At 58.6% G+C, this 25,106-nt stretch carries 21 protein-coding genes; 14 read left to right on the top strand and 7 right to left on the bottom strand.

Annotated features, from left to right (window positions below):
* Positions 1 to 161: 161 nt before the first annotated feature.
* The 12 genes from BPRO_RS24685 to BPRO_RS28825 all read left to right on the top strand — a co-directional run bounded on the left by BPRO_RS24685 (position 162) and on the right by BPRO_RS28825 (position 14,484).
* Positions 162 to 1,919, top strand: a complete 1,758-nt coding sequence (locus tag BPRO_RS24685) for a type I secretion system permease/ATPase (RefSeq protein WP_011485786.1) — start codon at positions 162 to 164, stop codon at positions 1,917 to 1,919.
* Entirely contained in the window at positions 1,916 to 2,965 is a 1,050-nt protein-coding gene (locus BPRO_RS24680; protein WP_011485785.1) for an HlyD family efflux transporter periplasmic adaptor subunit, read from the top strand. Before BPRO_RS24685 ends, BPRO_RS24680 begins: the two co-directional genes overlap by 4 nt.
* A complete protein-coding gene (locus BPRO_RS24675; RefSeq protein ID WP_157045992.1) occupies positions 2,955 to 4,286 on the top strand; it encodes a TolC family outer membrane protein in 1,332 nt (443 codons plus the stop codon). The genes BPRO_RS24680 and BPRO_RS24675 overlap by 11 nt, the downstream gene beginning before the upstream one ends.
* Positions 4,283 to 5,512 (top strand): glycosyltransferase, encoded by a 1,230-nt coding sequence (locus BPRO_RS24670; protein ID WP_011485783.1) that lies wholly within the window; start codon positions 4,283 to 4,285, stop codon positions 5,510 to 5,512. Before BPRO_RS24675 ends, BPRO_RS24670 begins: the two co-directional genes overlap by 4 nt.
* A gap of 261 nt (positions 5,513 to 5,773) precedes the next feature.
* A complete protein-coding gene (locus BPRO_RS24665) occupies positions 5,774 to 6,934 on the top strand; it encodes a glycosyltransferase family 4 protein (protein ID WP_011485782.1) in 1,161 nt (386 codons plus the stop codon).
* Positions 6,931 to 7,998 carry a capsular polysaccharide biosynthesis protein gene (locus BPRO_RS24660; RefSeq protein ID WP_011485781.1) on the top strand — a complete coding sequence of 356 codons (1,068 nt, stop codon included), beginning with the start codon at positions 6,931 to 6,933 and terminating at the stop codon, positions 7,996 to 7,998. The genes BPRO_RS24665 and BPRO_RS24660 overlap by 4 nt, the downstream gene beginning before the upstream one ends.
* A 17-nt stretch (positions 7,999 to 8,015) precedes the next feature.
* Positions 8,016 to 9,323 (top strand): glycosyltransferase, encoded by a 1,308-nt coding sequence (locus tag BPRO_RS24655; protein ID WP_011485780.1) that lies wholly within the window; start codon positions 8,016 to 8,018, stop codon positions 9,321 to 9,323.
* A complete protein-coding gene (locus BPRO_RS24650) occupies positions 9,320 to 10,540 on the top strand; it encodes a hypothetical protein (protein WP_011485779.1) in 1,221 nt (406 codons plus the stop codon). Before BPRO_RS24655 ends, BPRO_RS24650 begins: the two co-directional genes overlap by 4 nt.
* A gap of 113 nt (positions 10,541 to 10,653) precedes the next feature.
* Positions 10,654 to 11,925 carry a cytochrome P450 gene (locus BPRO_RS24645; RefSeq protein WP_232291600.1) on the top strand — a complete coding sequence of 424 codons (1,272 nt, stop codon included), beginning with the start codon at positions 10,654 to 10,656 and terminating at the stop codon, positions 11,923 to 11,925.
* 11 nt (positions 11,926 to 11,936) lie between these two features.
* Entirely contained in the window at positions 11,937 to 12,266 is a 330-nt protein-coding gene (locus BPRO_RS30220; protein WP_369794722.1) for a hypothetical protein, read from the top strand.
* A gap of 11 nt (positions 12,267 to 12,277) precedes the next feature.
* On the top strand, positions 12,278 to 13,480 hold the full coding sequence (locus tag BPRO_RS24635; protein ID WP_011485776.1) for a hypothetical protein: 1,203 nt from the start codon (positions 12,278 to 12,280) through the stop codon (positions 13,478 to 13,480).
* A 135-nt stretch (positions 13,481 to 13,615) separates the two neighbouring features.
* A protein-coding gene (locus BPRO_RS28825) for an IS5 family transposase (protein ID WP_086003132.1) occupies positions 13,616 to 14,484 on the top strand; the annotation gives its coding sequence in 2 pieces (ribosomal slippage) (positions 13,616 to 14,036 and positions 14,036 to 14,484; 870 coding nt in all).
* Between the two features lie 88 nt (positions 14,485 to 14,572).
* Here the strand turns inward: BPRO_RS28825 and BPRO_RS24620 are convergent.
* Together BPRO_RS24620 and BPRO_RS30970 are read right to left on the bottom strand one after the other, a co-directional pair.
* Complete coding sequence (locus BPRO_RS24620; protein ID WP_041390361.1) at positions 14,573 to 15,211, bottom strand: helix-turn-helix transcriptional regulator; 639 nt, start codon at positions 15,209 to 15,211, stop codon at positions 14,573 to 14,575.
* A gap of 417 nt (positions 15,212 to 15,628) precedes the next feature.
* Positions 15,629 to 16,825, bottom strand: a complete 1,197-nt coding sequence (locus tag BPRO_RS30970) for a helicase-related protein (RefSeq protein ID WP_369794725.1) — start codon at positions 16,823 to 16,825, stop codon at positions 15,629 to 15,631.
* Positions 16,826 to 18,951: 2,126 nt separating this feature from the next.
* Between BPRO_RS30970 and BPRO_RS30965 the strand changes: the two genes are divergently transcribed.
* A complete protein-coding gene (locus BPRO_RS30965; protein ID WP_369794724.1) occupies positions 18,952 to 19,026 on the top strand; it encodes a hypothetical protein in 75 nt (24 codons plus the stop codon).
* A 1,957-nt stretch (positions 19,027 to 20,983) separates the two neighbouring features.
* Here BPRO_RS30965 and BPRO_RS24610 read toward each other — a convergent pair.
* The 3 genes from BPRO_RS24610 to BPRO_RS24600 form a co-directional block, all read right to left on the bottom strand.
* Positions 20,984 to 21,403 carry a hypothetical protein gene (locus BPRO_RS24610; RefSeq protein WP_157045991.1) on the bottom strand — a complete coding sequence of 140 codons (420 nt, stop codon included), beginning with the start codon at positions 21,401 to 21,403 and terminating at the stop codon, positions 20,984 to 20,986.
* A 69-nt stretch (positions 21,404 to 21,472) separates the two neighbouring features.
* Positions 21,473 to 21,760, bottom strand: coding sequence for a hypothetical protein (locus BPRO_RS24605; protein ID WP_011485772.1), 288 nt, complete (start codon positions 21,758 to 21,760; stop codon positions 21,473 to 21,475).
* Entirely contained in the window at positions 21,750 to 22,028 is a 279-nt protein-coding gene (locus tag BPRO_RS24600) for a hypothetical protein (protein WP_011485771.1), read from the bottom strand. The genes BPRO_RS24605 and BPRO_RS24600 overlap by 11 nt, the downstream gene beginning before the upstream one ends.
* Before the next feature lie 469 nt (positions 22,029 to 22,497).
* Between BPRO_RS24600 and BPRO_RS24595 the strand changes: the two genes are divergently transcribed.
* Positions 22,498 to 23,274 carry a hypothetical protein gene (locus BPRO_RS24595; protein WP_011485770.1) on the top strand — a complete coding sequence of 259 codons (777 nt, stop codon included), beginning with the start codon at positions 22,498 to 22,500 and terminating at the stop codon, positions 23,272 to 23,274.
* 58 nt (positions 23,275 to 23,332) lie between these two features.
* Here BPRO_RS24595 and BPRO_RS24590 read toward each other — a convergent pair whose 3' ends face one another.
* Both BPRO_RS24590 and BPRO_RS24585 read right to left on the bottom strand, forming a co-directional pair.
* Entirely contained in the window at positions 23,333 to 23,881 is a 549-nt protein-coding gene (locus BPRO_RS24590; RefSeq protein ID WP_011485769.1) for a hypothetical protein, read from the bottom strand.
* Positions 23,882 to 24,076: 195 nt separating this feature from the next.
* Positions 24,077 to 24,304 (bottom strand): hypothetical protein, encoded by a 228-nt coding sequence (locus BPRO_RS24585; RefSeq protein WP_041390359.1) that lies wholly within the window; start codon positions 24,302 to 24,304, stop codon positions 24,077 to 24,079.
* Positions 24,305 to 25,106: the final 802 nt, after the last annotated feature.

Below are 25,106 nucleotides of genomic sequence, written 5' to 3'. Positions count from 1 at the left end.
GGCGCCCACCGGTGGCCGCGGAAGTCAGCAACCCATCAAAAGTTACTTATGTAAAAATTAGTATACATAGAATTCCAGCGCAACTTAGGGTTATTTGGAGCCGCGATGCGGCAGTGAATATTGCCCAGGCCGTCGCTATCCCGCTGTATAGAATGTGTGCTATGGGTCAAAACACAGCGGTAGCACCGCGCAACGAGATACGAGCGGTTTTGACCAGCTATGCCGGGGCAATTCGTTCAGTGGGGTTCTTTAGCATGGTGGTCAACCTGCTATTCCTGGTGCCGTCGGTCTATATGTTACAAGTGTATGACCGTGTATTGCCAAGCCGCAATGAATATACGCTGTTGATGCTGACGGGCATTGTTTTGGGCCTGTATGTTTTCTCGGGGGCGCTGGAGTATGTGCGTAGCCTGGTGGTGATACGTCTCGGGGAGCGCATGGATGCCCAACTGAGCCGCCGGCTGCATACCGCGGCGTTCGAACACAACTTGCGCCAGGCGGGGGGCAACGCGGGGCAGTCGATTCAGGACCTGACCACGCTACGCCAATTTGTGACCGGCAACAGCCTGTTTGCCTTTTTTGACGCCCCGTGGTTTCCGATCTACCTGGTGCTGATTTTCATTTTCAACACAACGCTGGGCTTGTTTGCGCTGGCGGGCACGTTGCTGCTGGTGACGTTGGCCTGGGTGAACGAAGCGGCCACGCGCGGCCTGATGGCAGACGCCAGCAGTGCGGCCGTGGCGTCGGGCAACCTGGCTACCAACAGCCTGCGAAACGCGGAGGTGATTCAGGCCATGGGCATGCTGCCGGGGCTACAGCGCCGCTGGTATGAATTGCACCAGCGCTTCGTGCGCCTGCAGTCGGACGCCAGCCAGCGGGCGGCGGTGATTGCCGCATTTACGCGATTTGTTCGCACGGGGCAGCAGTCGCTGGTGTTGGGTCTGGGTGCCTTGCTGGTGATCGAGGGAAGCATTTCGGCGGGCATGATGATCGCGGCGTCCATTCTCGTCGGCCGCGCCTTGAGTCCGGTGGAGCAGTTGATCGGCGCATGGCGCCAATGGAGCGCCGTTAAAAGCGCCTACGGCCGCATGGCGACGCTGCTGGCCACTTACCCGGAGCAGCCGACGGGCATGGCGCTGCCGGCGCCACGAGGCCGACTGACGCTGGAATCCGTAACCGCCGCACCTCCGGGCGCGCAAGTGCCGGTGCTGCGCAATGTCAGTTTTGAGCTGGTCCGGGGAGACGTGCTGGGCGTGGTGGGGCCGAGCGCCTCGGGCAAGTCCACCCTGGCGCGGCTGCTGGTGGGTGTGTGGCCGGCCTCGGCCGGCAAGGTGCGGCTGGATGGAGCCGACGTGTACCTCTGGAACAAGCAAGAGCTCGGTCCGTCGGTGGGTTACTTGCCGCAAGATATTGAGCTGTTTGCCGGCACGATTAGCGAAAACATTGCCCGGTTTGGTGAGGTGAACGGCCCGCAGGTAATTGAGGCCGCCCAACTGGCGGGCGTGCATGAGCTGATCCTGAAGTTGCCGCAGGGCTACGACACGCCCCTGGGTGATGGGGGCGCGGGCCTGTCGGGAGGGCAGAAGCAGCGCATCGGGCTGGCGCGTGCCTTGTACGGGCAGCCGGCCTTGCTGGTCCTGGACGAGCCCAACTCCAACCTGGACGACGCGGGCGAAAATGCGCTGGTTCAGGCGATTGCACGCATGCGCGAGGCCGGCAGTACGGTCGTGCTGGTGGCGCACAGGGGCCAGATTCTCAAAACCACCAGCAAGCTGCTGGTGTTGCGCGACGGCGTGGTGCAGTTGTTCGGCCCGCGCGATGGTGTGCTACAGGCGCTCGCCCAGGCTGCCCGTGAATCAGCTGACAAGGCTGGTGACGCGAAAGTGTCTGCGCGCCCGCTTGCCGCCGTCAGCGCATGAGCCGTGACACTGGCAACCACATGCACGATTTGACGCCATCGCAGCGCCCGGTGGCAGGGTACACCAGGCTTGGTTGGCTGGTGGTGCTGCTTGGTGTGGGAGGGTTTTTGCTATGGGCCTCGATTGCGCCGCTCGATAAGGGCGTTCCGGTGAGCGGCACGGTGATTTCCGACGGTAACCGCAAGAGCGTGCAGCACCCGACCGGCGGCATTGTGGACCAGATGCTGGTGAAGGAAGGCGATACCGTGACTGAAGGTCAGCTGGTGGCCCGCCTGAACACGACCCAGGCCACGGCCAACTTGAATGCCTCGCGGGAGACGGTGCTGGGCCTGCAGATGCAGATTCGTGGCCTGCGGGCCTCGCGGGAGTCCAAAGTGCTGCAAGCGCGGTTGCTGGGGCAGCAGATCGGTGGCCTGGACGACTTGGTGCGTGACGGTTTTGTGCCCCGCAACCGTTTGCTGGAATTGCAGCGCCAGGCCGCGCAACTGCAGGGCGGCATGGCTGAGGATGAGGGTAACCTGGGACGCGCGGAGCGGCAGATCAACGAAATTCAGCAGCGCCTGGTGGCCTACGAATTCGAGATTGCCAACGCCGCCGTGAAGACGACCGCAGCCGGCGTCGTGCAGGGCCTGACTGTTTTCAACCCGGGTGCGGTGATCGGGCCTGGGCACAAGTTGTTCGAGATCGTGCCGCAGGGCGTTGCCCTGGTGGTGGAAGGCCAGGTACCGACGCACCTGATTGACCGTGTCGCGCCGGGGCTGGGTGTGGAGCTGATGTTTACGGCTTTCAACCAGGCCAGCACGCCGCATATTCCTGCCCATGTCACCCTGGTGTCGCCAGACCGCTTTGTGGACGAGCGGTCGGGCACGCCTTACTTCAAGCTGAAGGCGGAAGTCACGCCCGAAGGCATGGCGATGCTCACGGGACTGTCGCTGCGCCCAGGAATGCCGGTGGAGCTGTTTATCAAGACCGGCGAGCGCACCTTGATGAACTACCTTTTCAAACCTTTGCTGGACCGTTTCCACGGCGGCTTGCGTGAGAATTAAAGGCTTCGTGCGTCGAACGCTGGCGACGGTCGCGTTGATGTGCTTCGCTCAGGGTGGGCTGGCGGGCGGTTTGAGCCTGACGGCTGCACTCGATGCGGCGCGTGCCTACGACCCCAAATACCAGTCCGCCTTGCGGGACTTTGAAGCCAGCAGGGAATATGGTGTTTACGGGAGAGCTGCGCTCGGCCCCGAGGTGTCGCTGGGGGCGTCGCTGGCGCAGAACCAGCTGGACCAGTCAGTGGGCACGGCGTCACGCACGACGAGCTACCAAAGCAGTAACTTGCTGCTACAGCTGCGACAACCGTTGTACAACGCGGAGTTGCGGGCACGCGGTCGCGAGGGGGAGGCCCGCTCTCGACAGGGCGAAGCGGCGCTGGCCGATCAAACCAGCCAGTTGATGGTGCGCCTGCTGGAGGCCTACACAAACGTTCCGCTGGCCGACGAGCTGCTGGCCACGGCAACGGCCGAGGTTGCTGCCCTGGGCGAACAATTGCGCAGCGCTCAAAACATGCGTGCGCGGGGCGAAGGTACGGTGACCGATGAGTTGGAGGCTCGCTCACGGCTGGCGGTGGCCGAGGCCCGACTGCTCGAGGCTCGTGACGTCCGCGAGGATGCAATCGGTCGCCTGGTCATGATGCTGGGCCCGACCGTTCGTCCGGAGCCCCGCAAGTTGGACGCGATGTTCACCCGTCTGCCGCTGCAGCCCGCCGACCTGGCAGCCTGGGAGCTTCTGGCTCTGGCGCGCAACCCGACCATTGAGGTGCGCCGCCACGCCCTACAGGCCGCGCGTGAGGTGCTGGACCGCAGTGACGCGGTATGGCGGCCGCGGCTGGATGCGGTAGCCAGCGTGTCCCGGGCGGACTCGGACTCGATCAACACGGTCAATCAATCCAGTTTTCAGCGCTCCGTTGGGGTGCAACTCAACATGCCGGTGTTTGACAATGGGCGTAACGCGTCGCAAGCCCGGCAGGCGGCGGCGGCCATGGGTTCGGCTCAAGCCATGCTGGACGACGCCCGTGAAACCGTGCTCACTGAGTTGCGCAAGCAGTACCGAGTCCTGCTCAGCCAGGCGCAGAAAGTCAGCGCCTACTCCGAGGCACTTGACGCCGCCACCCTGCAGGTCCAGGCCACGCGACAGAGCGTGAAGGGGGGCATTCGTGTGACGCTCGACGTGCTGAATGCGCAGACGCAGCGGTTCACAGTGCAGCAGGAGCTGACGCAGGCGCGCTTCAATTACTTCAAGGCCTGGTTCCGCTTGCGCGCCGCCGCCGGCGTGCTGGACGTGTCGGACCTGCTGCTGATTGACCAGCAACTGAAATGAACATCCTCTTCATTCATCAGAATTTTCCGGGCCAGTTCAGGCACCTTGCCCCCGCGTTGGCCGCGCAGGGGCACACTGTGGTGGCGCTTGGCGTTAACCCGGCCAAGACCCCGCTACCGGGCGTGCGGCACCTGTTGTACCAGCCCGAGCCGCAGCCCGGCGCCGTGACAGGCCAGACGCCCGCCGCCCTGCGGGAGTTATACGGCAAGATGGTGCGCGGGCAGTCGGCGGCGCGCTGCCTGGCAGCGCTCGCGGCTCAGGGTTTTGTGCCGGATGTGGTGTTTGCCCACCCCGGCTGGGGCGAAGCCTGGTACGTGAAAGATGTGTTTCCCAAGGCGCGGCTGCTGGTGTATGCCGAGTACTTTTATGGCGCGGCGGGCGGGGATGTGGCGTTTGACCCTGAGTTTTCACGCGTCACGCTAGAAGCCTCGCAGGCGACGCGGATCAAAAACACGCACCTGCTGCATGCCCTGCATGCGGCCGATGCCGCGCTGTCGCCAACCGAGTTTCAGCGTGGCCAGCACCCGGCCTGGAGTCAGGACCGGATCAAGGTGATCCACGATGGCATCGATACCGACCGCTTTCGTCCAGACCCGCAAGCCTCGGTGCGGCTGGGCGTGAGCGGGCTGACGCTGCGCCCGGGCGACGAAGTGGTGACTTTTGTGGCCCGGCAACTGGAGCCTTACCGGGGGTATCACACCTTCATGCGGGCGCTCCCCGCGCTATTGCGGCTGCGCCCGCGGGCGCGGGTGGTGCTGGTGGGCGGGGACGGTGTGAGCTATGGCTCCGCGCCTGCGGCCGGAGGCAGCTGGAAGCAGATTTTCCTGGATGAGGTTGCGCCGCAGCTGGATCGCCAGCGGGTCCATTTTGTTGGAACGCTGCCGCATGAGGTGCTCACGCAGCTGCTGCAGGTGTCGGCAGCCCATGTGTACTTGAGCTACCCGTTTGTGCTGTCGTGGTCGCTGATGGAGGCGATGAGCATAGGCGCCCTGGTCATAGGCTCGCGCACCGCGCCGGTGGAGGAATTGATCGAGCACGGCCGAAACGGTCTGCTGACCGACTTTTTTGACCCAGGGGACCTGGCTGAAACAGTGGCGCAGGCGCTGGCGCAGGGGCCGGCGCTCGCCCCTTTGCGTCAGGCTGCACGGCAGACCATTACCGATAAGTACGACTTGCAACGCCATTGCCTGCCGGCACAGCTGCGATTTGTGACCAACGCCGGCTGAGCTGAGGTTGGTGTGTCACTCCTTTGCGAAAACTGATTTATCGCGCGTTGCTTTCCGGTGAGTGTGGTGTTGTGGTGAATCCGGTCGCCGCTACAGGTGGCTGGTGCTTGAGCGCCCGTAGAATACAAAAGTTACAAAAGGGAGTGTCGCTTTGAGCATATTGGGGAATTACTGCACTGGTGGGTTTCTGAACATCGTTGGGTCTGTGGTGTTTCCAGTAATCGCTGTTCGTAATGTGACGCAGTAAGACTTGGTCGGCGTGTGAGGGCTGATATTCTCATCGACATCAGTCGCTTGTTGGGCCGCGCGTCGCAAGGGCGTCTGCCCACGGGGGTTGACCGGGTTTGCCTGGCCTATGTGCAGCACTGGGGTGGTCGTGCGCAGGCTGTCGTTCAAAAAGGCACTTGGCGGCGCATTCTTCCCTACAAGGCGTCCCAGGAATTGTTCTCGCTGCTGCTGGCCCCGCTGCCTGGCTTTGCGCGTCAGGTGAACTGGGCCATCGCCAGGGCCTGTGTGCCGCCATGGCCATCGCAGGATGCTGCTGGCAAGCCAGGCTTTTACCTTGGACATTCGGGTATAGAGATGCCCGGGTTTGCCGCATGGGTTCATGCAACGCGGCAAAAGCCGGTTTATTTTGTGCACGACCTGATTCCGATCAGCCATGCCGAATATTGCCGCGAGGGGGAGCGATCCGCTCATATAGAGCGGATGACGGCCATGCTGCGCACCGGGGCTGGCTTGATCGGAAATTCACAGTTCACGCTCGATGCGTTGAAAATATTTGCCGACAGTCGCGGCTTGCCGATGCCACCCGCCGTGGTGGCACCCCTGGCGCCCGCCCCTTTGAATGGGAGCCGTGGCGTTGAGTCGCCGCTCAACCGACCTTACTTTGTGGTCCTGGGCACGATCGAGCCGCGCAAGAACCACCTGCTGCTGCTCAAGGTTTGGCGCGAGTTGGTGCAGCGTTTGGGCGGTGCTTGCCCGCACCTGGTCGTGATCGGCCAGCGCGGCTGGGAGTGCGAGAACGTGGTGGACATGCTGGAGCGCTGCGAAACCGTTCGGCCGTTTGTGCATGAGATCGCCGCCTGTCCGGACGCTGAACTGGCTTGTTACCTTCGGCACGCGCGTGCCTTGCTGTTTCCGTCGTTCGTGGAGGGCTACGGGATGCCGCTGGTTGAAGCCTTGCTGTTGGGCACGCCGGTAGTGGCAAGCGATTTGCCGGTCTTTCGGGAAATCGCGGGCGACATTCCGGACTTTCTGAGTCCGCTTGACGGCCTCGGCTGGATGCAGGTGGTGCTGGACTATGCGGCAACCTCCGGCACGAGGCGCCAGGCGCAGTTGCAGCGGCTACAGGGCTTCAGGGTACCGACCTGGAAAGACCACTTCACCCAGGCGGAACGTTTGCTGGAGAGTGTGGCATGACGCCCGGGCTCCCCGTTGATCGTTCCGCCACCGCGTGCGATGCTGGTGTTGCGTGGCGGCCGGTCGTGGCGGCCCATGGTTTTTCCTGGCGCAAGCGGGCGCTGGTGCGCGACTTTGCTGGGCGACCTGACGTGCGCTTTGTGTCCCGGGGCGCTGACGTGCCTGAGGGGGCGGACCTGCTGCTGTGGGGCAGTGCTGCCGTGCCAGTGGGGATGCCGGGAGATGTGCGCGTGGTGCGGCTCGAGGACGGATTTTTGCGCTCTGTTGGATTGGGTGCCGACTTGATCCGCCCTGTCTCCTGGGTGGTGGATACGCTGGGAATTTATTACGACGCACGCACACCCAATGACCTGGAAAGCTTACTGCAAACTGCATCGATCAGTCCGTCGCTGGTAGAGCGTGCGAAGGCCTTCCGACAGCAGGTGGTGCAGTCAGGTCTGAGCAAGTACAACCTGAGCGGCGCATTATGGCAACGGCCAGATGTGAGGGGCCAGGTAGTGCTGGTGGTTGGCCAGGTTGAGAGCGACGCGTCAATTGCCACCGGTGCGCTGGATGTGCGAACCAATATGGCGTTGCTGCAAACGGTACGGCAAACCCGGCCGGACGCCTGGGTGGTTTACAAGCCGCACCCGGACGTGGTAGCTGGGCTGCGCCGCAGTGGGGCCAGGGAAGACCGGGCTGGCCAGTGGGCCGACGAGGTGCTGACGCAAGGCTCTCCTGCACAGCTGTTTCCTCTGGTGGATGAGGTGCATGTGATGACATCGCTCACCGGGTTTGAGGCATTGTTGCGCCATAAGGCTGTTTTTTGCTACGGCCAGCCGTTTTACGCAGGGTGGGGACTGACGCAAGATATACACCCTCACCCCCGACGAACCCGGCGCCTGACGCTGGATGAACTGGTGGCGGGTGCGCTGCTGCTTTACCCGGTGTATGTCGGCGGTCAATCCCGCAGGCGCTGCACGCCGGAGCAGGCCCTGCTGGAACTTGTGGCTTGGCGGGGCCAGACCCAGGGTCAGTTACCGTGGTGGCGCCGTCTGCTGCGGCCATTGCTGGCCAGGCCCTGAGAAGGCAGGCGCGTGACATGAAAGTACTGTTGGTCACTTTTGGCAGCCGGGGCGACGTGCACCCCATGCTTGGGCTTGGCCGGGCGTTGCAGGCACGGGGGCATCAGGCCATGCTGTTGAGCAACCCGGTGTTTCGCGAGGAGGCGGTGCGAGCCGGGCTAGCTTTTGTGCCCGTGGGTACCGAAGAGGAGTACCGGAAGATGCTCGCTCATCCCAAGCTGTGGCACCCGATAGACGGCCTTGGCGTGATGTGGCGCTACCTGTTGCGCCCGGCGTTGCGGCCCACGTATGCCGTGCTGCATGGTTTGTGTCAGCCTTCCAGCGGAGCTGCCAGTGGCAAGAAGGGGCCCCTGGTGGTAGCCAGCCCCCTGGCCATGGGGGCGCGTGTGGCGCAAGAAAAATTGGGAATCCAGCTTGTGACGGCCTACACGTCGGCCACCCTGCTAAGAACTGTGCAAGATCCTTTGACGATAGCGAAATGGCATGTGCCTCCTGTGGTGCCGCTATGGGTGCGTCAGGGTGTCTGGAAGTTGCTGGACAAGGCCAAACTCGACCCATTGGTCAAGCCGGCGCTGGAGTCCTTGCGCCGGGAGCTAGCCCTGCCGCCCATGGGGCCAGCGGCCGGTGCGGTGTTTGACCGATGGATGCATTCACCCCTTGGTGGGCTGACCTTGTTTCCGAAATGGTTTGCGCCTACTCCACCCGATTGGCCCGCGCAGGTGATGCGCGGCACTTTCCCGATCTATGACGACATCGTTGAGGGAGCCGCTGGAGCCTTGAATGGGCCGACGGCTTTGGACGCGGGCCTCAAGCGGTTTTTGGATACCGGCCCCGCGCCTGTGGTGTTCATGCCGGGCTCAGCCCAGCAGGCGGGCGAGGGCTTTTTCAGGAGTGCCATCGAAGCCTGTCAGCGCTTGGGGGTGCGCGGCGTGCTGCTTGGACACTTGGGAGCGTTGGCCGCGAAAAAGCTGCCGGACTATGTTTGGGCGGCTCCTTACCATCCGTTTGGCTCCCTGTTGCCCAGAGCCAGGGCCATCGTGCACCATGGCGGTGTAGGTACCTGTGCGCAGGCTTTGCGTGCGGGCCTTGCGCAACTGGTGTGGCCACAGGCATATGACCAATTTGACAACGCCATGCGACTGGAACAGCTGGGGGTTGGGCTGAGCCTGAAGGCGGACCCGGTTACGTCCCATGAGCTGGCAGCCGGCATCGACAGACTGCTGAGCAGCGCGGCGGTACAACAAGCCTGCCTGCAATGGGCGGGTCGGCTGACGCCTGCACCTGGGCTGGACGAAGTCTGCCAGTGGTTGGAGCAACTGGCATGACCCAGCCAGTCGTTCGTCGGCGCCACGTGTTTTTTGTGAGCGGGTTTGACCCCAAGGGCGCTTCGTATTACCACCGTCTGTATGCTGAAGGTGCTGGTCGTCAGGGGAAGACTTCAGGATATGCCTGTGACGTTGGTCGCCGGGAGCGAACGGAAGACCCTGATGTGCAGCGGTGGTGTGCGAAATGGCGCGGCGACATATCGGATCCGATTGAGCCGGTGGAAACGACGATCGAGTTCCTGGCGTGGGACGACTTGGTGCGGGCCCATTGGCCGCGGGGTGTTGCAGCGGTGGCATGGGGAGCTGTACTCGCTTATGTGGCGGCTGGGTCTTGTGGGCTGGGGTTGCTCAGGGTGTGGCGGCAAAGCCGCCGCACCCTGATTGCGCTGGCTTATCCGGCGCTGCTGTGGGTGCTTGCTTTGATCGTCGGGATATTGCTGGGCCAACTGGTGGCGCAGCTGACGTTCCGCGTTGGCCTGGCAAGCGATTGGGCACCGGGCAAGACAGGGGCACTGGCATGGGGCCTGGCGGCGCTGGTGTGTGCTGGCGCCTGGTGGGGCGCGCTGCGGATTGAGCGCAAGCTGCATACATCCTGGCTGCTGCGCATCTATCGCTTTGTGGATCTTTGGGCGCGTGGGCAACTGCCAGAATTGGAAAAACGTCTGGATGCGATGGCGTCACGCGTGTATGAGTGCTTGCGGCGCAAGGACGCCGACGAAGTGCTGCTGGTGGGTTACAGCGTTGGCAGCATGCTGGCCGCCAGCATTATGGCCAGGGTTGTAAAGAAATGCGAAGGCGACGCGTCGGCTGCCTGTCGTTTGTCGTTCCTTACCTTGGGCCAGTGCATTCCGTTACTCGGATTGATGCCCAGGGCACATCGGTTCCGTGGTGAGCTGGCGGTACTGGCTGCTGCCGCCGATCTGTGCTGGGTGGATTATTCTTCGCCGACCGATTGGGGAAGCTTCGCGCTGGTCGATCCGCTTGAAATTTGCCGTGTCGGGCCTGCGGGACGACGCCCGGTGATGCCCACCATGCGGTCCCCGAGGTTTCACACCTTGTTCGATGCTGAGGAATATACCTGGCTCAGGAAGAACAAGCGCCACCTGCATTTGCAATACCTGATGGCCTCGCCCAAGGTGGGGGAATACGACTATTTTTTGATGACGGCGGGGCCATGGCACCTATGCCGGAGCTTGAGCCGAGGGAGTACGCATTGAGCCATTTCTGCCCCGGTTACCCAAAACCCAGAGAGAAGCGTTCTTCCGTCTGGGCTCTTTTCAGAAGTGCCAGAAACTCCTGGATAGACGCTTTGTACGCGCGAAGCTACAGCATGCAGATGGGAGAAGTGCATCTGCCGGGCGTGGACTTGTATATGGTGAACGACCCGGCATTGGTCAGGCGCATGTTGTCCGGGCAGCCGGATCAGTTTCCCAAAAGTCCGCTGCTGGCCGATGCCCTTCGGCCTTTGCTCGGCGACAGCATACTAACGACTAACGGTGACCAATGGCAGCGCCAGCGCGAGATGATGAACCCGGCCTTCGCGCAGGCCAAGCTCGACGTAGCATTTCCCGTCATGCGCGCTGCCGCAGACGACCTGGTTGAACGATTGACTGAGGCCGCCCAGAGAGGTAGTGAGCTCAACATTGAGGTCGAGCTGACACATGTGACGGCAGACATAATCTACCGCACGATTTTTTCTGAACCATTGAGCGGTGACGATGCCCATAAGGTATTTGATGCGTTTGCGCGGTTTCAGGCATTGGCTCCCAAGTTGATGTTGCCCTCAATGTACGGCGTTCGCTGGTTGGTCTGGCCCTGGAATGTGTGGCAAAGCCGCCGCGCCGCGTCCGACATCCGCCGGTTGCTGGAGAAACTGATTCGTTCGCGTCACGAGGCTTGGCTGCGCGGTGACGACTTGGGTAAAAACGATATCTTGTCAGCCTTGATGACGTCGCGTGATAGAAAAACAGGCGAGCCGTTTTCGTTCGACGAGTTGGTGGACCAGGTGGCCGTGCTGTTCTTGGCCGGACACGAGACATCGGCCAGTGCACTGACGTGGGCGGTCTACCTGCTGTCGGCAGTGCCGGAGGTGCAGGAGCGCGTGCATCAGGAGACGTGCCGCGTGTTTGGCCAGCGCACTCCTGAGCAGCGGGACATGAAGGCGTTGGTACTGACGCGCAATGTGTTTCGGGAAACCCTGCGCCTGTTTCCGCCGGTAGGGTTTATGGCGCGCGAGTCGGCCCAGACCTGCCCGATGCGAGACAAGATGGTTCCCAAGGGGGCTTCGGTGATGATTTCACCGTGGTTGATTCATCGACACCGTGAGCGATGGAGTGATCCGGATGCGTTCAACCCGGATCGGTTCGACGACGACGCTAGCCGGGAGTCAATCAGGCAGTCCTATCTGCCGTTTGGCATGGGGCCCCGGGTGTGTTTGGGCGCTGCGTTTGCGCTGCAAGAGGCAACGTTGATTCTGGCCAGCCTGATACGCGCATTTCGCCTGGAAACTGTGACGGGGCACACACCCATGCCGGTGGGTCGGCTGACCATTCGCTCCGACAATGGGGTGCGGCTTCGGATTTTTAAACGGGAAGATCAGTGAAAGAACGACTCATGGGTTTTGTCATGATGACGGGTATCGTGCCGCTGGCTGTGGTGGGATATCTGATCATTGTCTGGGTGGGCTTCTTGGGACGAACCGATCGGGGCCGGCCGGGAGTCCGTGCGCTTGACCACTTTGTGAATGCCTCTGTATTTAATGGGTACGCGTGGGAGAGCGTCTCTTCTCACGCGTGGCGGGAGCGTCATCGCCGCTGGGCCAGGGGGGTGATATGGCTGACCGACTTGTTTCAGAAAAATCATTGCCAGAGGGCCAACAGGCGAGAGCAACCGGTGGTTGACTTGGTGCAGCAGAAAGGGCTGCACAAGAAGACAATTTTTTAGGGCGCTGAACCATGACTGTTTCGAAGCGCTGTGTGTTTTATGTGAGTGGGTTCGATCCTAAGGGGGCGAGTCACTACCACGCCCTTTATCGGGACCAAGGCACCCGGAAAAGCAGGCAGGATGGCTGGCACCTGGAAGTTGGGCCTCGCCGTCGCCAGCAAACATCAGGCTCGGCAGCCTGGTCCGTCCAGGCAGGTTTCGGCGAGCAACACGTGCAGACGCATTACGAGTTCATGAGCTGGGACGATGTGGTGCGCCGTCACTGGCCAAAAACCACTTGGACAATATGGTGGGATGCGATCGCCACGACGATTTTCTATGTGCGGCACGGCACTTTGTGGAAGATGTTCTGCCTTTCCTGGCCATTCGCTGTTGCCTTGTTCGTACCTTTCCTGTTGGTGTGTGCGATGCTCCTGGGCATTCCGCTGCTGACGATTTTTATTGCATGGGTATCGGCTAGTGCGCTGGAGCATACCGCCGCTGGCATGATCGTTGCCGGCCTTGTCGCTGGTGCCTTGTGGACGGGTGGCCGAAAGCTTGAAGCGCGCTATAGCATGTACTGGATGATGCGTAGCTACGCGTTTACTGCCAGGCAAGCGCGCGGGGAAGTGCCGGATCTGGAAGTCCGGCTCGACGAACTCGCCCAGCGTTTGGTGGAGCGCATCCAGTCCCAGCAGGATGACGAGGTGCTCGTCGTTGGCCATAGCTCCGGAGCGATCATGGCGACAATCATTTTGGCCCGCGCTTTGAAACTTTCACCGGATCTACTTCGCGGCCGAACCGCAGTTTCCTTGCTAACCCTGGGGCAATGTATTCCCTTGCTCGGACTCTTGCCGATGGCTTACCAGTTCAGGGAAGAATTGCAGATACTTGACGCCGGGGATGGCCTGACCTGGACAGATTTCTCCGCACCGCCTGACGGATGCTGTTTTGCCTTGACGGATCCTGTGACAGCTTGTGGCATTCCAAGGCGCCAGGCCCATGGCGTCAATCTAAAAATTTTGAATCCACGCTTTGCTGCGTTGTTCGATCCGGTAATTTACGAAAAACTTAAGCGAAACAAGAATTTAATGCATTTTCAGTACCTGCATGCCACTGAAAAGCATGATGACTACAACTACTTTGAAATCACCGCGGGTCCGGTTACTCTCAAAAAAAGATTTGCGGCCGTTGCAAGCATTGCGGGATACACCGGTCTACGGCCTTTTCGGTAGGTTGTTCTACCGAAGCGGGGTGCTCCTGAAAGTGGGAAAGGACACTCGCCGATTATTCCGGGATGTTTTAGAAATTATCCGTCAATAGTATATTGCTGCTCCGAGCCGTAGCTAACACGGCGCCAGGGCGAAGGAATGGCGACACGCAAGCGAGTCGAATCGTGGGTGGTGACCGATGAATTTTGGCGGCGCGTCGAGCCGTTGATCCCGGTGCGCGAGCGCAGCGCGGACAAGGCGTACCTGCGCAAGGCGGGCGCGGGGCGGCCACCCAAGCCGGCACGGCAAGTGTTCGAGGCAGTCGTATATGTTTTGCGCACGGGCTGCCAATGGAAGGCGCTGCCCAAGGAACGCTTTGGCAGTGCCAGCGCGGTGCACAAGCGATTCCTGGAGTGGGAGGCCGCGGGCGTGTTCGAGGCCATCTGGAAAGCCGGGCTTGCCGAGTACGACCAGATGGAAGGCATCGCTTGGCGATGGCAGAGCATCGATGGGGCCATGTTCAAGGCGCCCTTGCCGCAAGAGGCGGTCGGACGCAACCCGACCGATCGGGGGAAAAAAAAGGGAGCAAACGCCACCTGCTGGTGGACGGCCGTGGCGTCCCGTTGTCGCTCGTCGTGACCGGGGCCAATGAGCATGACGTGACGCAACTCGATGCCGTGCTGCAGGCCATCATGGTCAAACGCAAGACGCCCAGCACGCGGCGCAGCAAGCACCTGTGCGCCGATGCCGGATACCGTGGCCGGCCTGCCCTGGAGATCATCGAGTCGCACGGCTACATTGCTCATGTCGTTGATCGCGCCAAGGAGGCCGATGCCAAGCGGCGCGACCCGACCAGGAAGGCGCGGCGCTGGGTGGTCGAGGTCTGCCACAGCTGGTTCAACCGCTTTCGCAAGCTGCTCGTGCGATACGAGAAGCTCGAACGCAGCTTCGTCGCGCTGAACCACATAGCCGCTGCCATCATCGCGTTCCGCAAAGTGCCGTTGAAGGTCAACATAATTTACGGATAGGTTCTAAGTTGAACAAGCCCCTGCCGGCGACGGCGCAGGGGTGAGGGCCATACCAGCACTTTGCCCGGGGAAATCTCAAAATTCTCAATCAAATTGCCCCAAGCCAGATCGCCTTGGAAATGCTCTCCTGCTTATTCTGGGTACCAAATTTTTCCTGAATGGTAGCCAAATGGAAATTCACCGTGCGCTCCGTCACCCCCAGAGACGCGGCACATTCGCGGGCAGAGAGGCCATGGAGTGAAAGATTCAGAACCTTCACCTGCTGAGCGGTCAGTCCGGACAAGGGCGGTAAAACATACCTTTTGATCTGAGGCCATACTGCAACTAAGTCCAGAACAAACTCCGCCACCACCGGGCGGCTCAACTTATTCCAGCTGGCAGCGAATACCTCGATCTGCTTGTCTCCGGGCATCTCCATGCCCACACGCACGATGCCAAGGCATCCAGCTTCAACCCATGGCACCAGCCAGGGTTCATTGCGTGTTGCATCAACCCAGGCCACACCGGGAGCGTCACTATCACTCCAGGTAGCCCCATAAGCGTCACTGGCTGCCAATATGTCGGCTGCTGTCCGATAGCTCACAGGACGGACGAGCAGAGTCGCCCTTTTTTCGTGACAAACCGGATCTGGCCCAATCATGGCAATCGCCCGAATGCCACGCTTAGCCCATCCGACCATCATGCCGTCAAGGAACTCACTGGGATCGGTGTACAGGATCTCTTTCAATGCCGTACTTTGCGTGAACGAAGCGCTACTCACCACAGAACAAGGAGCTGAGCGCATCTATGCCTCACCCTTTTCACGAAATTGAAGTGACCCAAATGCTCCACAAGGGGGCATCATCACTGCGTCCTTTAAGGTCGCGGATGTCGGGTAACCGCCACTTTTAACAAAATACATATCGACTTGAGCGATTGCAACGAACAACCAAAAATGAACCTTATCTGACAATCGCCTTACTCCAACAACTAAGCAGCGGCAATTGTTCAGATACCAACAATTACCAACTTTCAGGCCATCAAACCCGTTTACAAGCGATGCGCCCAGCTTTTCCGCATCGCAAGTTTGGACCTCTAATTATCAACCAAGGCAATCGCGACCAAAAAAAACGCCCCCTGAACCAATGGCTCGGGGGGCGTAGCGTTAAACCGCTTCAGTAGCCATGTTCTGGCATCCCTCTGCGTCCTTATCAAGGTCCAGCTCAGATTCAATCTCACGTTGACGCTGGAGCAAAGCATCCAACTTTCCCGCGTGATCAAAATCCTGGACCATCAGTCTGCGTGTCGTGGCAAGTTCATTCGACCTTTCGCCATACTCATTTCGCAGCACACCTGGTGTTTCAACAATCCGTTCGAGAGTGCTGACAACTGCCAGACCCACCCCTTCCAGGTCATTGATATGCGGCCGATCCACACGCATCGCTGCGCCTGAAATCGGTCCCACCAAGTACAGGTTAGGATCAGCGAGGACCTTCGAGTATTGGACGGTAAAACCGCCAAACTTTCCGAGCACCACTGCCTCACCTCCAGTTGACCCCCTGTGGGAGTGCGCCCTGAAGGATCCTGCCAATCCTTGAGCACCATTGCCCAGCGAATCAACTGCCTTATCACCGATCGATGTCGCAGGCTCAAACACAAGGTTTGAAGCAAGTGCCTTTTCAGCGAGCTTTGCCTCCACCTCCATGCTGGCCATGTTCTTATCGATGTACGCCAAGCGGCTCACAAGGTTCGACTCGCGACGGCCCAGGGCCCAACGCTCATCTTCCCATTGCGATCGCAGAAGCGAAAACTTCTGCACATCAGCGTCAATCGTGGCTTTCTCCATCACCAGTGGGTTACCACTGGCGATTGCCTTGATCTCCGCGTAGCTCAACGCTGACATCGAAATATCCTCTACGGTCCGCAGTCCAGCCTCGGCCGTCATCACCTGTTCGATGAAGTTGGCCTTGACTGTCAGCAGGTTCCAGCTGTAGGCGTCAAAGCTTTTTTCTGTGACATAGCGCCATAACTCGATTGTTTCGTTCAGGTTGCCCTGACGATCCGCACGGCCGTCACGCTGTTCCACTGCAGATGGCACCCATGGGGCATCCAGCTGGTGGACTGCCTTCAAGCGCTTCTGCACGTTGGTGCCAGTCCCCATCTTGGACGTAGAGCCCAACAGGAACCGCACCGAGCCATCCCTTACCCGCTTGAACAACTTGGCTTTCGCCTTGTCGCTGCCGTGGTCGTGAATGAACTCGATTTCCTCGGATGGAACCCCTTTGTCAATCAGAAGTCGTCTGACCTCATCGTAGACATTGAAGTTCTTGCTGTTCGGTGTTCCCAGATCGGAAAACACCATCTGCGTTCCCTTGATGGCATGCGCCTGTTTCCAAACGCGCACCATGTTGTCAGCAGCCAGCGCAAGCTTCCCTGTTGGATCGAACGGCAAGAAGCCGTCCAAGAGCCGAACATCCAATGCCGCCTTGCGGCCGTCATTGGTAACGCTGAGCATGTTGTCTTCATCTGGTCTAACTGATCCCGCGCGAATCTTCTCGGCGCGCTCTACCAGCCCCGCCACGATAGCCAGCAATTCCTCGCTGGGTTTCGCAACCATGGTCTGTGCTTTTCCGCCCTCGATCTGAGGAGTTGGGAGATTCAACATCCGCTTGGTGCGAATGTCTGCAACCCCACGAAAAATCCCCATTAGCTCGGGTAGATTCACAAAACGGCTGTACCTGGTGTTCAGGCGATATCCTCCACCATCAGGTGCCAACTCAATGCCTGTCACGCTCTCGCCGTAGCTTGCGCTCCATGCATCAAATTCGTACAAGCCGAACTTCTTGAGCGTCTTCGGCTGCAGGAAAACCTGAAACGTGTGCAGCTCAGCCAGGCTGTTGCTGATCGGCGTAGCAGTCGCCATCACGACGCCTTCCTCTCTGCCTCCATGCTTCTCCATGATGACTCGCGTCTTCATGAAGACGTCGAACGCCCGTTGTGACGAAACATTCGGCAGGCCGGCAATGCGGGGCATCTTTGAGATCCTCGCCAAATTTTTGTACGAATGACTTTCGTCAATGAACGAATAGTCAATTCCCAGTTCATCGAACCACACATTCTCTGCATCTTTCTTCCCGGCTGCTGCCAGCCGTTCCAATCGCGCTTCCAAGTCTTTCATGCGCTTTTCGATCTCTTTAAGAGACCGCTTTGCACCTGTATCGCTGGCCATACTTTCCGCTACACGCGCTTCAGCAAGCATCTTGCGGATGAACTCTTGCTGAACATCTGGCGACAGCATCAATCTCTCGAAGGTTGACTGCGTGAGGACCACAGCATCAAAGTCCCCTGTCGCTACGCGCGCTGCAAAGGTTCTGCGGTTATCACCGTGTAGATCGTCCTTGCTTGCCATCAGCACCCGAGCTTGCGGGTACAGACGAACAAACTCGGCCGAATATTGGTCGAGGCACGAATTCTGAACCACGTGCACCGGCTTCACCGCTTTTCCCAATCGACGGAGTTCCATCGACGCAGCGCACATGACCAATGTCTTTCCCGCACCAACGCAATGCGCCAGCAAGGTATTCCCATTGACCACCACACGCCATATGGCATCTTTCTGGTGGCTGTAAGGCACCACCGCAGACGACATCCCAGGCAGCATCAAATGCGAACCGTCAAACTTTCGATTGACGATCTGGTTAAAGGCATCGTTGTAGATGCGCAGCAACCTGTCCCGGCGGGCGGGATCTTGGTAGACCCATTTTCGGAAATGATCCCGAATTGCCTGCCACTTCTCTCTGGCGGCCAATGTTGCCATCCGGTCTACAACGCGGCGGCCATCGACTTCATAGGTGATGTTCGGCGGTTGCTGGTTCAAGGCCGCTTCCACCAGCGTTAGGGCGCAGCGCTTGGCCGTTCCCCATTGCGATGTCTGCAACACCCGATCGCCCACCGACTCAATCTTCCAGCCCGTGTGTTTCACACTCCACGTCGCAGACTGCGCTTCAAACTCCACCGTAATGGCATCGTCTTTGGCAGTAACCAGCTCACACGCGAACTGTTCAATCACGTCCACCGGAATCCACGGTGCACCCATCCGAGCTTCGACTTCCGAAGGACCTAGATCCTTGGGCAGCACGGCTTCCAGTGCCGGCACGTTCTCAGCGTAGGCCGGTCCAGCGGCTTTCGCTGCTGCAATCTTGTCGCGGATATGCCCTGACAGATATTCATCCGCTGGCACCCAACGACCCAGCTCCGGGTCACGGAATGCAATCGCCTGTGCTCCCAATTCCTTCACAACCTGCATCACCGGCATGCCAGTGCGCGTTGCAAGATCCTTGAGAACGATCTTCCCGAACTCCGCCAAACTGATCAACATTGCGTCCTTGACGTTGTCAACCCGGTCCGGAACCTTGCGGTGACCGACGGTACGTTTGAAGAATATGTCAGCCTTGACGGCCTTCTGATCTTCGTCATCCCACATTTCCAGTGCCAACATCAACGGCCATGAAGGGTCTGATCGCATCAGCCTTGAATTCGCGCTGGTGCTCAAATACCCCATAGACGCTACGTAGGCGTCATAGGTGCCGTTCAACACTGTCTGCAACTGCTGCAGCTTCACATCGTCTTGCGACTTTGCCTGGAACTCAATCACAGCCTCAGCGTGCTTCTTCACCTCGATCATTCCCAGAACACGCTTGCGCGCAGTTCCGGTGTACAGGGAATCAATATCCAAGAGCTCATCGCCCTCAGAGACACAGATCCGTCCGTCCTTCACGACCATCGATCCAGGCGCCACGTAGTTATCCATTTCGTAGCGCTGCATTGCTGTGCGGCTGGTGGACGTCGAATCGTCCGCCTTCGCCGTATAGACGTTGGCAGGGAGACTCTCAATCCGCTTTTGCAGCAGCTCCTGTAGATCAGCCGGAGTGCCGTTGAACACAGGGTTCATTGACTCACCGAACTGGGTTGATTCAAACACCAACCTGCCCAACACGTTTTCAGGATTCCGCACGTAGTAGCTGTTGATCGAGCGGTCACGCTCAATACGGTTGCCATACGCGCGGCCGACCGTGGTCAGTTCCTGGCCCGCTTTGATCATCTCTGGTGTTGCTTTGCCCAGATCGACCCATCCGCCGGCTCGGTAGTCAGGTGTTTCCCGACGCTTGAGCACTAGGATGTCTGTCACGGCTTCCGTGTTCGCCTGGCTTTTAAAGGCCATTGTCGGCAAACGGTAGGATCCGACCAGTTCAGCATGCGCCGACAACCACTTGCGGTGGCTATCGGTTTTGCTGTCGAGGCTGTGACGTGAAGTGATCAGAACGATCAATCCGCCCGGACGAACCAGGTCGACTGACTTGCCGATCGCCCAATTGTGAATCGACCAATTTGCATAGTCGGCCGTAGTTGTATCCAGGCTGCGATGGTCCCCAAAGGGAACATTGCCTATCACCAGGTCATAGAACGCAACCGGCAAACGGGCTTTTTCAAGCGCGCTTGCGTGCACCTGAACACCGAGGGGGCCAAACGAGGCCTCCAGCATTCCGGCACTGATTGTGTCCAGTTCAACCGCAGTCACATCCGATTTCATGGCCAGTTCCGAGGGCATGCCTGCGAGAAAGTGGCCAACGCCAGCGGTTGGCTCCAGAATCCGGCCGCCCTGGAATCCAAGGTGCCGAACAATTTGCCAGAGTGCTGTCACCACGGCCGGGTCTGTGAAGTAGGCCGAAGTAATCGAAGAACGCATCCCTGTGAACTCTTTTTCGCTTGTGAGCGATTCCAGTTCGTCGCGTTGGTCTGCCAGACTGTGACGTTTCGATCCGTCTGGTGTGAACAGCCGGGCCAACCCGCCCCATCCGCAGTATTTCAACAGCGTGGTGCGATCTTCATCAGTGACTTCCCGCCTGGTGCTCTGCAGCTCACGGAGCAATCTAACAGCCATGAGGTTGTCAGCGATCCGTGCTTCTGCCGATGCTTCCGCTGAATAGTCTTCAGGATCAATCAGTGGCCAGGCAACCTTGCGGTCAGTCCAGTCAGACAGATTGTTGGATGTGGAAACCCATTCCTGGATTTCATCCATGCCAAACGATTGCTCGTTTGCTTCCTCAGAGGTGAAACTTGCGCCGGCAGTGATGCTGGCTTCCATTTCAAAGACAACGGTGGCTACTGCACTGGTGACCTCTGCAATCTCCGTCTTTGCAGACGGTGCCATGAAGTCATTGATGCTGAAACCGTCCAACCAGACCGAAGCCTGTTTGGCATTGTTTGCAATTTGGGTATTACCCATCGTGTTACTCCAATTCAGTAGGGAATTGAAGGAGCACGCATTTCCCCTTGCGGGGATTTGCGTGTCCCCGCTTGGTGGAAAAATGTTAAGGCGCAGCCAACAGGGCTAGCCCGTCGCTACGCATCGTGGAAGTCAGAGACTCCCTTTCGATTTTTTTGGCCTATCGACCTTTCGCAAAGACTATTGAAGCCCTTGAGAAAGGCCCCTCATCGAGGGGCCCGTGTTTAAAGATTCCTACTGGCGAATTAGCCAGCCTGTGAACGCAGGAAGGTCAAACCGTTCCAACACAAAGCTGTGCCGAACGTCTTTGTCGATCCTGGCATCACAGGCCACGCCGCGGTGAACAAACTCTGCGGGTGACTCGTGACGTGTAACGTCAGAAGCTGCTCGTAGAAGTTCGTTCAGGCGTGCAATTTCTTCCAGGTAGATCATGTGCTGGCGCATGGCGCTGTTGGGCCAGGCTACGTGCTGTTCGTAGACTGACGCTTCGATGGCTACACGGTCTTGAGGGAAGTGGCTCCCCGCAAGGACGGTGACATCGACTGCGTTGCCCTTGGCGATCATTGCGCCAAATGGTTCTTGAACTGGCGGGTCTCTCCGTGCGGATGCCGGCCCGAAGTTCAAATGGTTGGCTCTCATTCTTCCTTTATCCATGATTTAGACTCCAGTCCCGACTTTCATCCCGGGGTATGGGAGCTTTGTTTGCTTGCGGCGAATTGCCGCCTACTCAAACAAGTTGTCTTCTGTGTCACCTTGCCGACTCTGCTCGGGCACAGCCTGTGCCAGGCCCGCGCCTTTATTGAGCTCATCAAGGGCGGCCTCCTGTTCCTTCAACTCCGTACGCAGGGCCTCCTGCTGTTTTTTGACGGCCAGAGCCTCTTTGCTCTTTTGCCTGTCACGAAGCCGCTTGAATCGCTTGCCGAGCTTTTGTGTCTCGAGCACCGGGTCATACCCAGGAATCGTGATCTCGACCTTCCTACTTCTTTCAATCTGAAATAGGCTATTTGCCATTGTTTTCTCCCTGTGTGAGCAGCGGCAGGTAGCTGCTTGCTACTTGCATCTGTGCGAGCCCACTGGTTTGGTAGTTACTTGCGTTGAATCGCTTGGTCTGATGGTTGTGAGTTCCAGCAGTCAGGTACATCACCTCGATTTCCTGCTCTGCAGTCTCGATGTGACGAACGACAACGGTGGATCCATCACGCTCGCATACCAACGACTCGCCCTTGAGGAATAACTCATTGGCCACCGAATAGACGACCTCAAAGCAGTCCAATTTCATGTCGTGCCTTTCGCAGCGCTTGTGAATACGCCAAATGCGACCGAGCAAAGGCTGTCGGGCCAATGGGTCTATTTGGGGTGGTTGGTTACCCGAGGCAGGCCACTTGCGTGATCTGAGTCCAGGATGGACTTCGGGTTGTTGAGACTTCTGCTAGAAGTCTCCTGGCTTGGCCAGAATTAAAGGCTGGCATTGCGCCAGCAAAAGGTCAGAAGACCTAGTGGATGAAGTTTACCGTAATTCTGGCCAGCGTAACAAGAAAAAGAGGCTGGCAAGCTCTCATTCGCATCATCCACCCAAGCGAAAATTCCGGCAGCGGTTGGATGCGACCTTCGGAGAAGGTGTGCGCTTCACTGGCCGACCAATAGGGCAGCAGATGTCGGACCTTTAGCACGATGTAAACCGGGCAACGCACGCTTTTTAGGGCGTAAAGCGATCAGCCTCAACATCTGGAACCCGTAACATCGTCCGGATGGGAATCCCTGACATTGACCTGCTCAAAGCCTCCTTTTTCGGCCCGTGGGTGCCCATCCCTGGGACCAAGAATCGTGTGCAACACCACTACCTATCCATAGCGCACTGGTTTGAGAGCGCCAAGTTCATGCCGGCGCGACCAGACCTGCGTGATGCGGTACTGCACTGCCCATCGGCAAAGGAGGCCCGCAAGTTTGCCAGGGCCCGGCAAGCCGCATGGCGCTCGGACTGGAGCTTGGTACGCCATTCCGCTCTTGTGGCGGGCCTCGGATTTCTGAGTCTTGACCGACCAGATCTCAATTTGGTTGGCTTACCTGGTGATGCACTGGTTTCCCATCTGTCAGGCCTCAAAACGCCGGCGAGTTTTCTCACTGACTGCGTTTTGCGATTTCAGGCCTGGGGACAAGGGCCACGTATAGCGACCTTTGGTGCGTTGACAGCGCCGGATGGCATAGTCGGGAAGAAGCTCAGCAAAGTTGTACAGAACAAACCGAGCTGGACTCTTGTCTCACTCTGCAATAGCCAAACAGCGTGGCGAGTTCACGACTGGGCTCTGTCTCACTACATTCCGGTCAAATACGTTGGCCAGCCAAAGTTGCGCTCGTCAGCGTCAGTCTTGAACGCCTTGCTGGAGAGCACCGACCAGCTGGTGGTCTTCGAATTGAAGGGGGGGAAAAAGGCCGACGCGATCATTCAGAAAGCGCGGGCACTGAAGGTCTCAGTTAGCCTGGAGCTGTATGTCGCCTCCGAATTGGCGAAACCAAGTATCGATTGATTAGGATTCGTCCAAAAGAAAAAGGCCGCAAGCAATGCTTGCGGCCTTTTTTGTTCAATTACCGTTGAACAAACGCTGAGTTGTAGGTCCGCTTGATCACACGAATGGTGCCATTCGTATTCACAATCAGCACGTTGTCATCTGGTGCTACTGCATCAAATGGCGCTGGTTGAACCACAGTCACTACACGGGTAAGAGAATTGGAACGAGGATCACGTATCCCAATCACAATTTCCTGCGCATCGCTGGCGCCCACGGCGTTCGCCATACGCTCCCCAGCAAATCCACCACCAAGTGCACCGAGTGCACCAAAGAGCGCTTTTGTTTGATAGTTACCCCCCAGACTATTGCCAAGGAGAGCGCCCACCAAACCGCCACCAGTTGCTCCACCAGTACGAGCTTGCCAAGAGGCTTCAGCTCTCTTGAGGGAGACCTGCAGTACCACGCCTTCTTCGGCAGAGGACATGGCCTGTACCTGGTTGCTACCGTACACATTGCCCGACTGAGCATGAGCACCGGGGGCATACCCAAATACCATCACGAGGCTGATCACAGCGAGAACGTTGATCACAACTTCGGACATACGCAGTTTATTTTTCGCTTCCATAACAATTCTCCAGGAAAAATGCAGGAAGCGACCCCGAGGGGAAGTATTCCCCGCGGGTTGAAATTCGCCAAGCGATAGCCTGACGTGCGCCACCAAGAGGGTGGCAATGAAATGGCCTCGCGGCCGAGTAAATGACTTGCTTTGCTTTCACACAAAACAGGGTCAAATTTCCACCCATGCAACAGTGCTGAAGAATTAATCCTCAGTGGTACGTATCGCATGGATGTGAAGGTCTTCGCCATCATCGTGATGATGATTTCGAAGCATCAGATTGTTCGGATTGCTAGGGTCTAGCTCATCTTTCACAAACTGATTTGGATCGTTTTCGTCATATGCCCCTCCCCCAGAGGAGGCCGAGCCTTTAACGATGCCTATGAGCAGCAATGCAGCAGCTACAAAGGCGAACCAAGAAATGATACTCATACCAACTCCTAAGAGGAATTGACAGGTACCGCCTTGACGGAAGTAACCGTCAAGGTTGTTGAAGGCGCACATGGAGTGCGCGAATCGCCAAGGTGGCAAAGCGGTTCTATTGTTGCCGGAATGTAGCTTCTAGTCAATAAATGTGCGCCCGTTGTTCGCGACTTTCTGGAGCTAACTCAGGGTGTTGCGACTCAGGTGGAACATTGCGTAGCCCCCAAAACGCCCTGGCCGACGTGCTCGGAAGCGGGCTTATAGATTTTGAGGTTGGCCGTCGGCAGGCAGCTCGACTTCGCGATCGAGTCAACATTTTTCAGGGCGCTCGATACTTTAAATTCTTGGGCCCCTTCCCTTGCGCTAAATCAACTGCAAAATAGGCTACTGGCCAAAATCGCACCAAACAAGGAAATCGCGCAGTCCTATGCCAGGGCCGCAAGAATGGAATTCCAATGAAACTTACCCCTGTTCAAATCTTAGCCTGTCTTGGATTCACGGTACCCGAAGACGGCATTGAGGTCGCTCCGACCGCGGCGGCATTTCACTTAAGGACGTTGCAAGGCTTAGGGGCGACGATGGACGCCGAGGCCATAGACGACAAGGAGCTGCTCTATTCTCACGCCCTGCAGGCGGGCAGCGGCGTTTGGCACGCCCCTGGCGCCCAGAAGAGGGAGGCCGTCCCATAGCCGACCGCGAAAATCTGGAGGCACTAAAGGCTGCAATGGCAGCTTCGTTGCAAGACGTTTTCGGTTACAGAAACTCTTCGGCGCAGCTTAGCTATTCGCCGTTTGTCAGTGACCTGATAAGT

It is taken from the genome of Polaromonas sp. JS666, from assembly GCF_000013865.1.
GTDB lineage: Bacteria > Pseudomonadota > Gammaproteobacteria > Burkholderiales > Burkholderiaceae_C > Polaromonas.
Note: the sequence above shows the minus strand (reverse complement) of the source record. Positions and strands in the feature narration are given on the sequence as shown.

Bases quoted from the DNA above. Each gene is read 5' to 3' on its own strand.
- BPRO_RS24685 (WP_011485786.1), top strand. From the start codon at position 162: ATGGGTCAAAACACAGCGGTAGCACCGCGCAACGAGATACGAGCGGTT.
- BPRO_RS24680 (WP_011485785.1), top strand. From the start codon at position 1,916: ATGAGCCGTGACACTGGCAACCACATGCACGATTTGACGCCATCGCAG.
- BPRO_RS24670 (WP_011485783.1), top strand. From the start codon at position 4,283: ATGAACATCCTCTTCATTCATCAGAATTTTCCGGGCCAGTTCAGGCAC.
- BPRO_RS24660 (WP_011485781.1), top strand. From the start codon at position 6,931: ATGACGCCCGGGCTCCCCGTTGATCGTTCCGCCACCGCGTGCGATGCT.
- BPRO_RS24655 (WP_011485780.1), top strand. From the start codon at position 8,016: ATGAAAGTACTGTTGGTCACTTTTGGCAGCCGGGGCGACGTGCACCCC.
- BPRO_RS24650 (WP_011485779.1), top strand. From the start codon at position 9,320: ATGACCCAGCCAGTCGTTCGTCGGCGCCACGTGTTTTTTGTGAGCGGG.
- BPRO_RS24645 (WP_232291600.1), top strand. From the start codon at position 10,654: ATGCAGATGGGAGAAGTGCATCTGCCGGGCGTGGACTTGTATATGGTG.
- BPRO_RS30220 (WP_369794722.1), top strand. From the start codon at position 11,937: ATGGGTTTTGTCATGATGACGGGTATCGTGCCGCTGGCTGTGGTGGGA.
- BPRO_RS24635 (WP_011485776.1), top strand. From the start codon at position 12,278: ATGACTGTTTCGAAGCGCTGTGTGTTTTATGTGAGTGGGTTCGATCCT.
- BPRO_RS30970 (WP_369794725.1), bottom strand. From the start codon at position 16,825: ATGGTGTTTTCCGATCTGGGAACACCGAACAGCAAGAACTTCAATGTC.
- BPRO_RS24610 (WP_157045991.1), bottom strand. From the start codon at position 21,403: ATGGATAAAGGAAGAATGAGAGCCAACCATTTGAACTTCGGGCCGGCA.
- BPRO_RS24605 (WP_011485772.1), bottom strand. From the start codon at position 21,760: ATGGCAAATAGCCTATTTCAGATTGAAAGAAGTAGGAAGGTCGAGATC.
- BPRO_RS24600 (WP_011485771.1), bottom strand. From the start codon at position 22,028: ATGAAATTGGACTGCTTTGAGGTCGTCTATTCGGTGGCCAATGAGTTA.
- BPRO_RS24595 (WP_011485770.1), top strand. From the start codon at position 22,498: ATGGGAATCCCTGACATTGACCTGCTCAAAGCCTCCTTTTTCGGCCCG.
- BPRO_RS24590 (WP_011485769.1), bottom strand. From the start codon at position 23,881: ATGGAAGCGAAAAATAAACTGCGTATGTCCGAAGTTGTGATCAACGTT.
- BPRO_RS24585 (WP_041390359.1), bottom strand. From the start codon at position 24,304: ATGAGTATCATTTCTTGGTTCGCCTTTGTAGCTGCTGCATTGCTGCTC.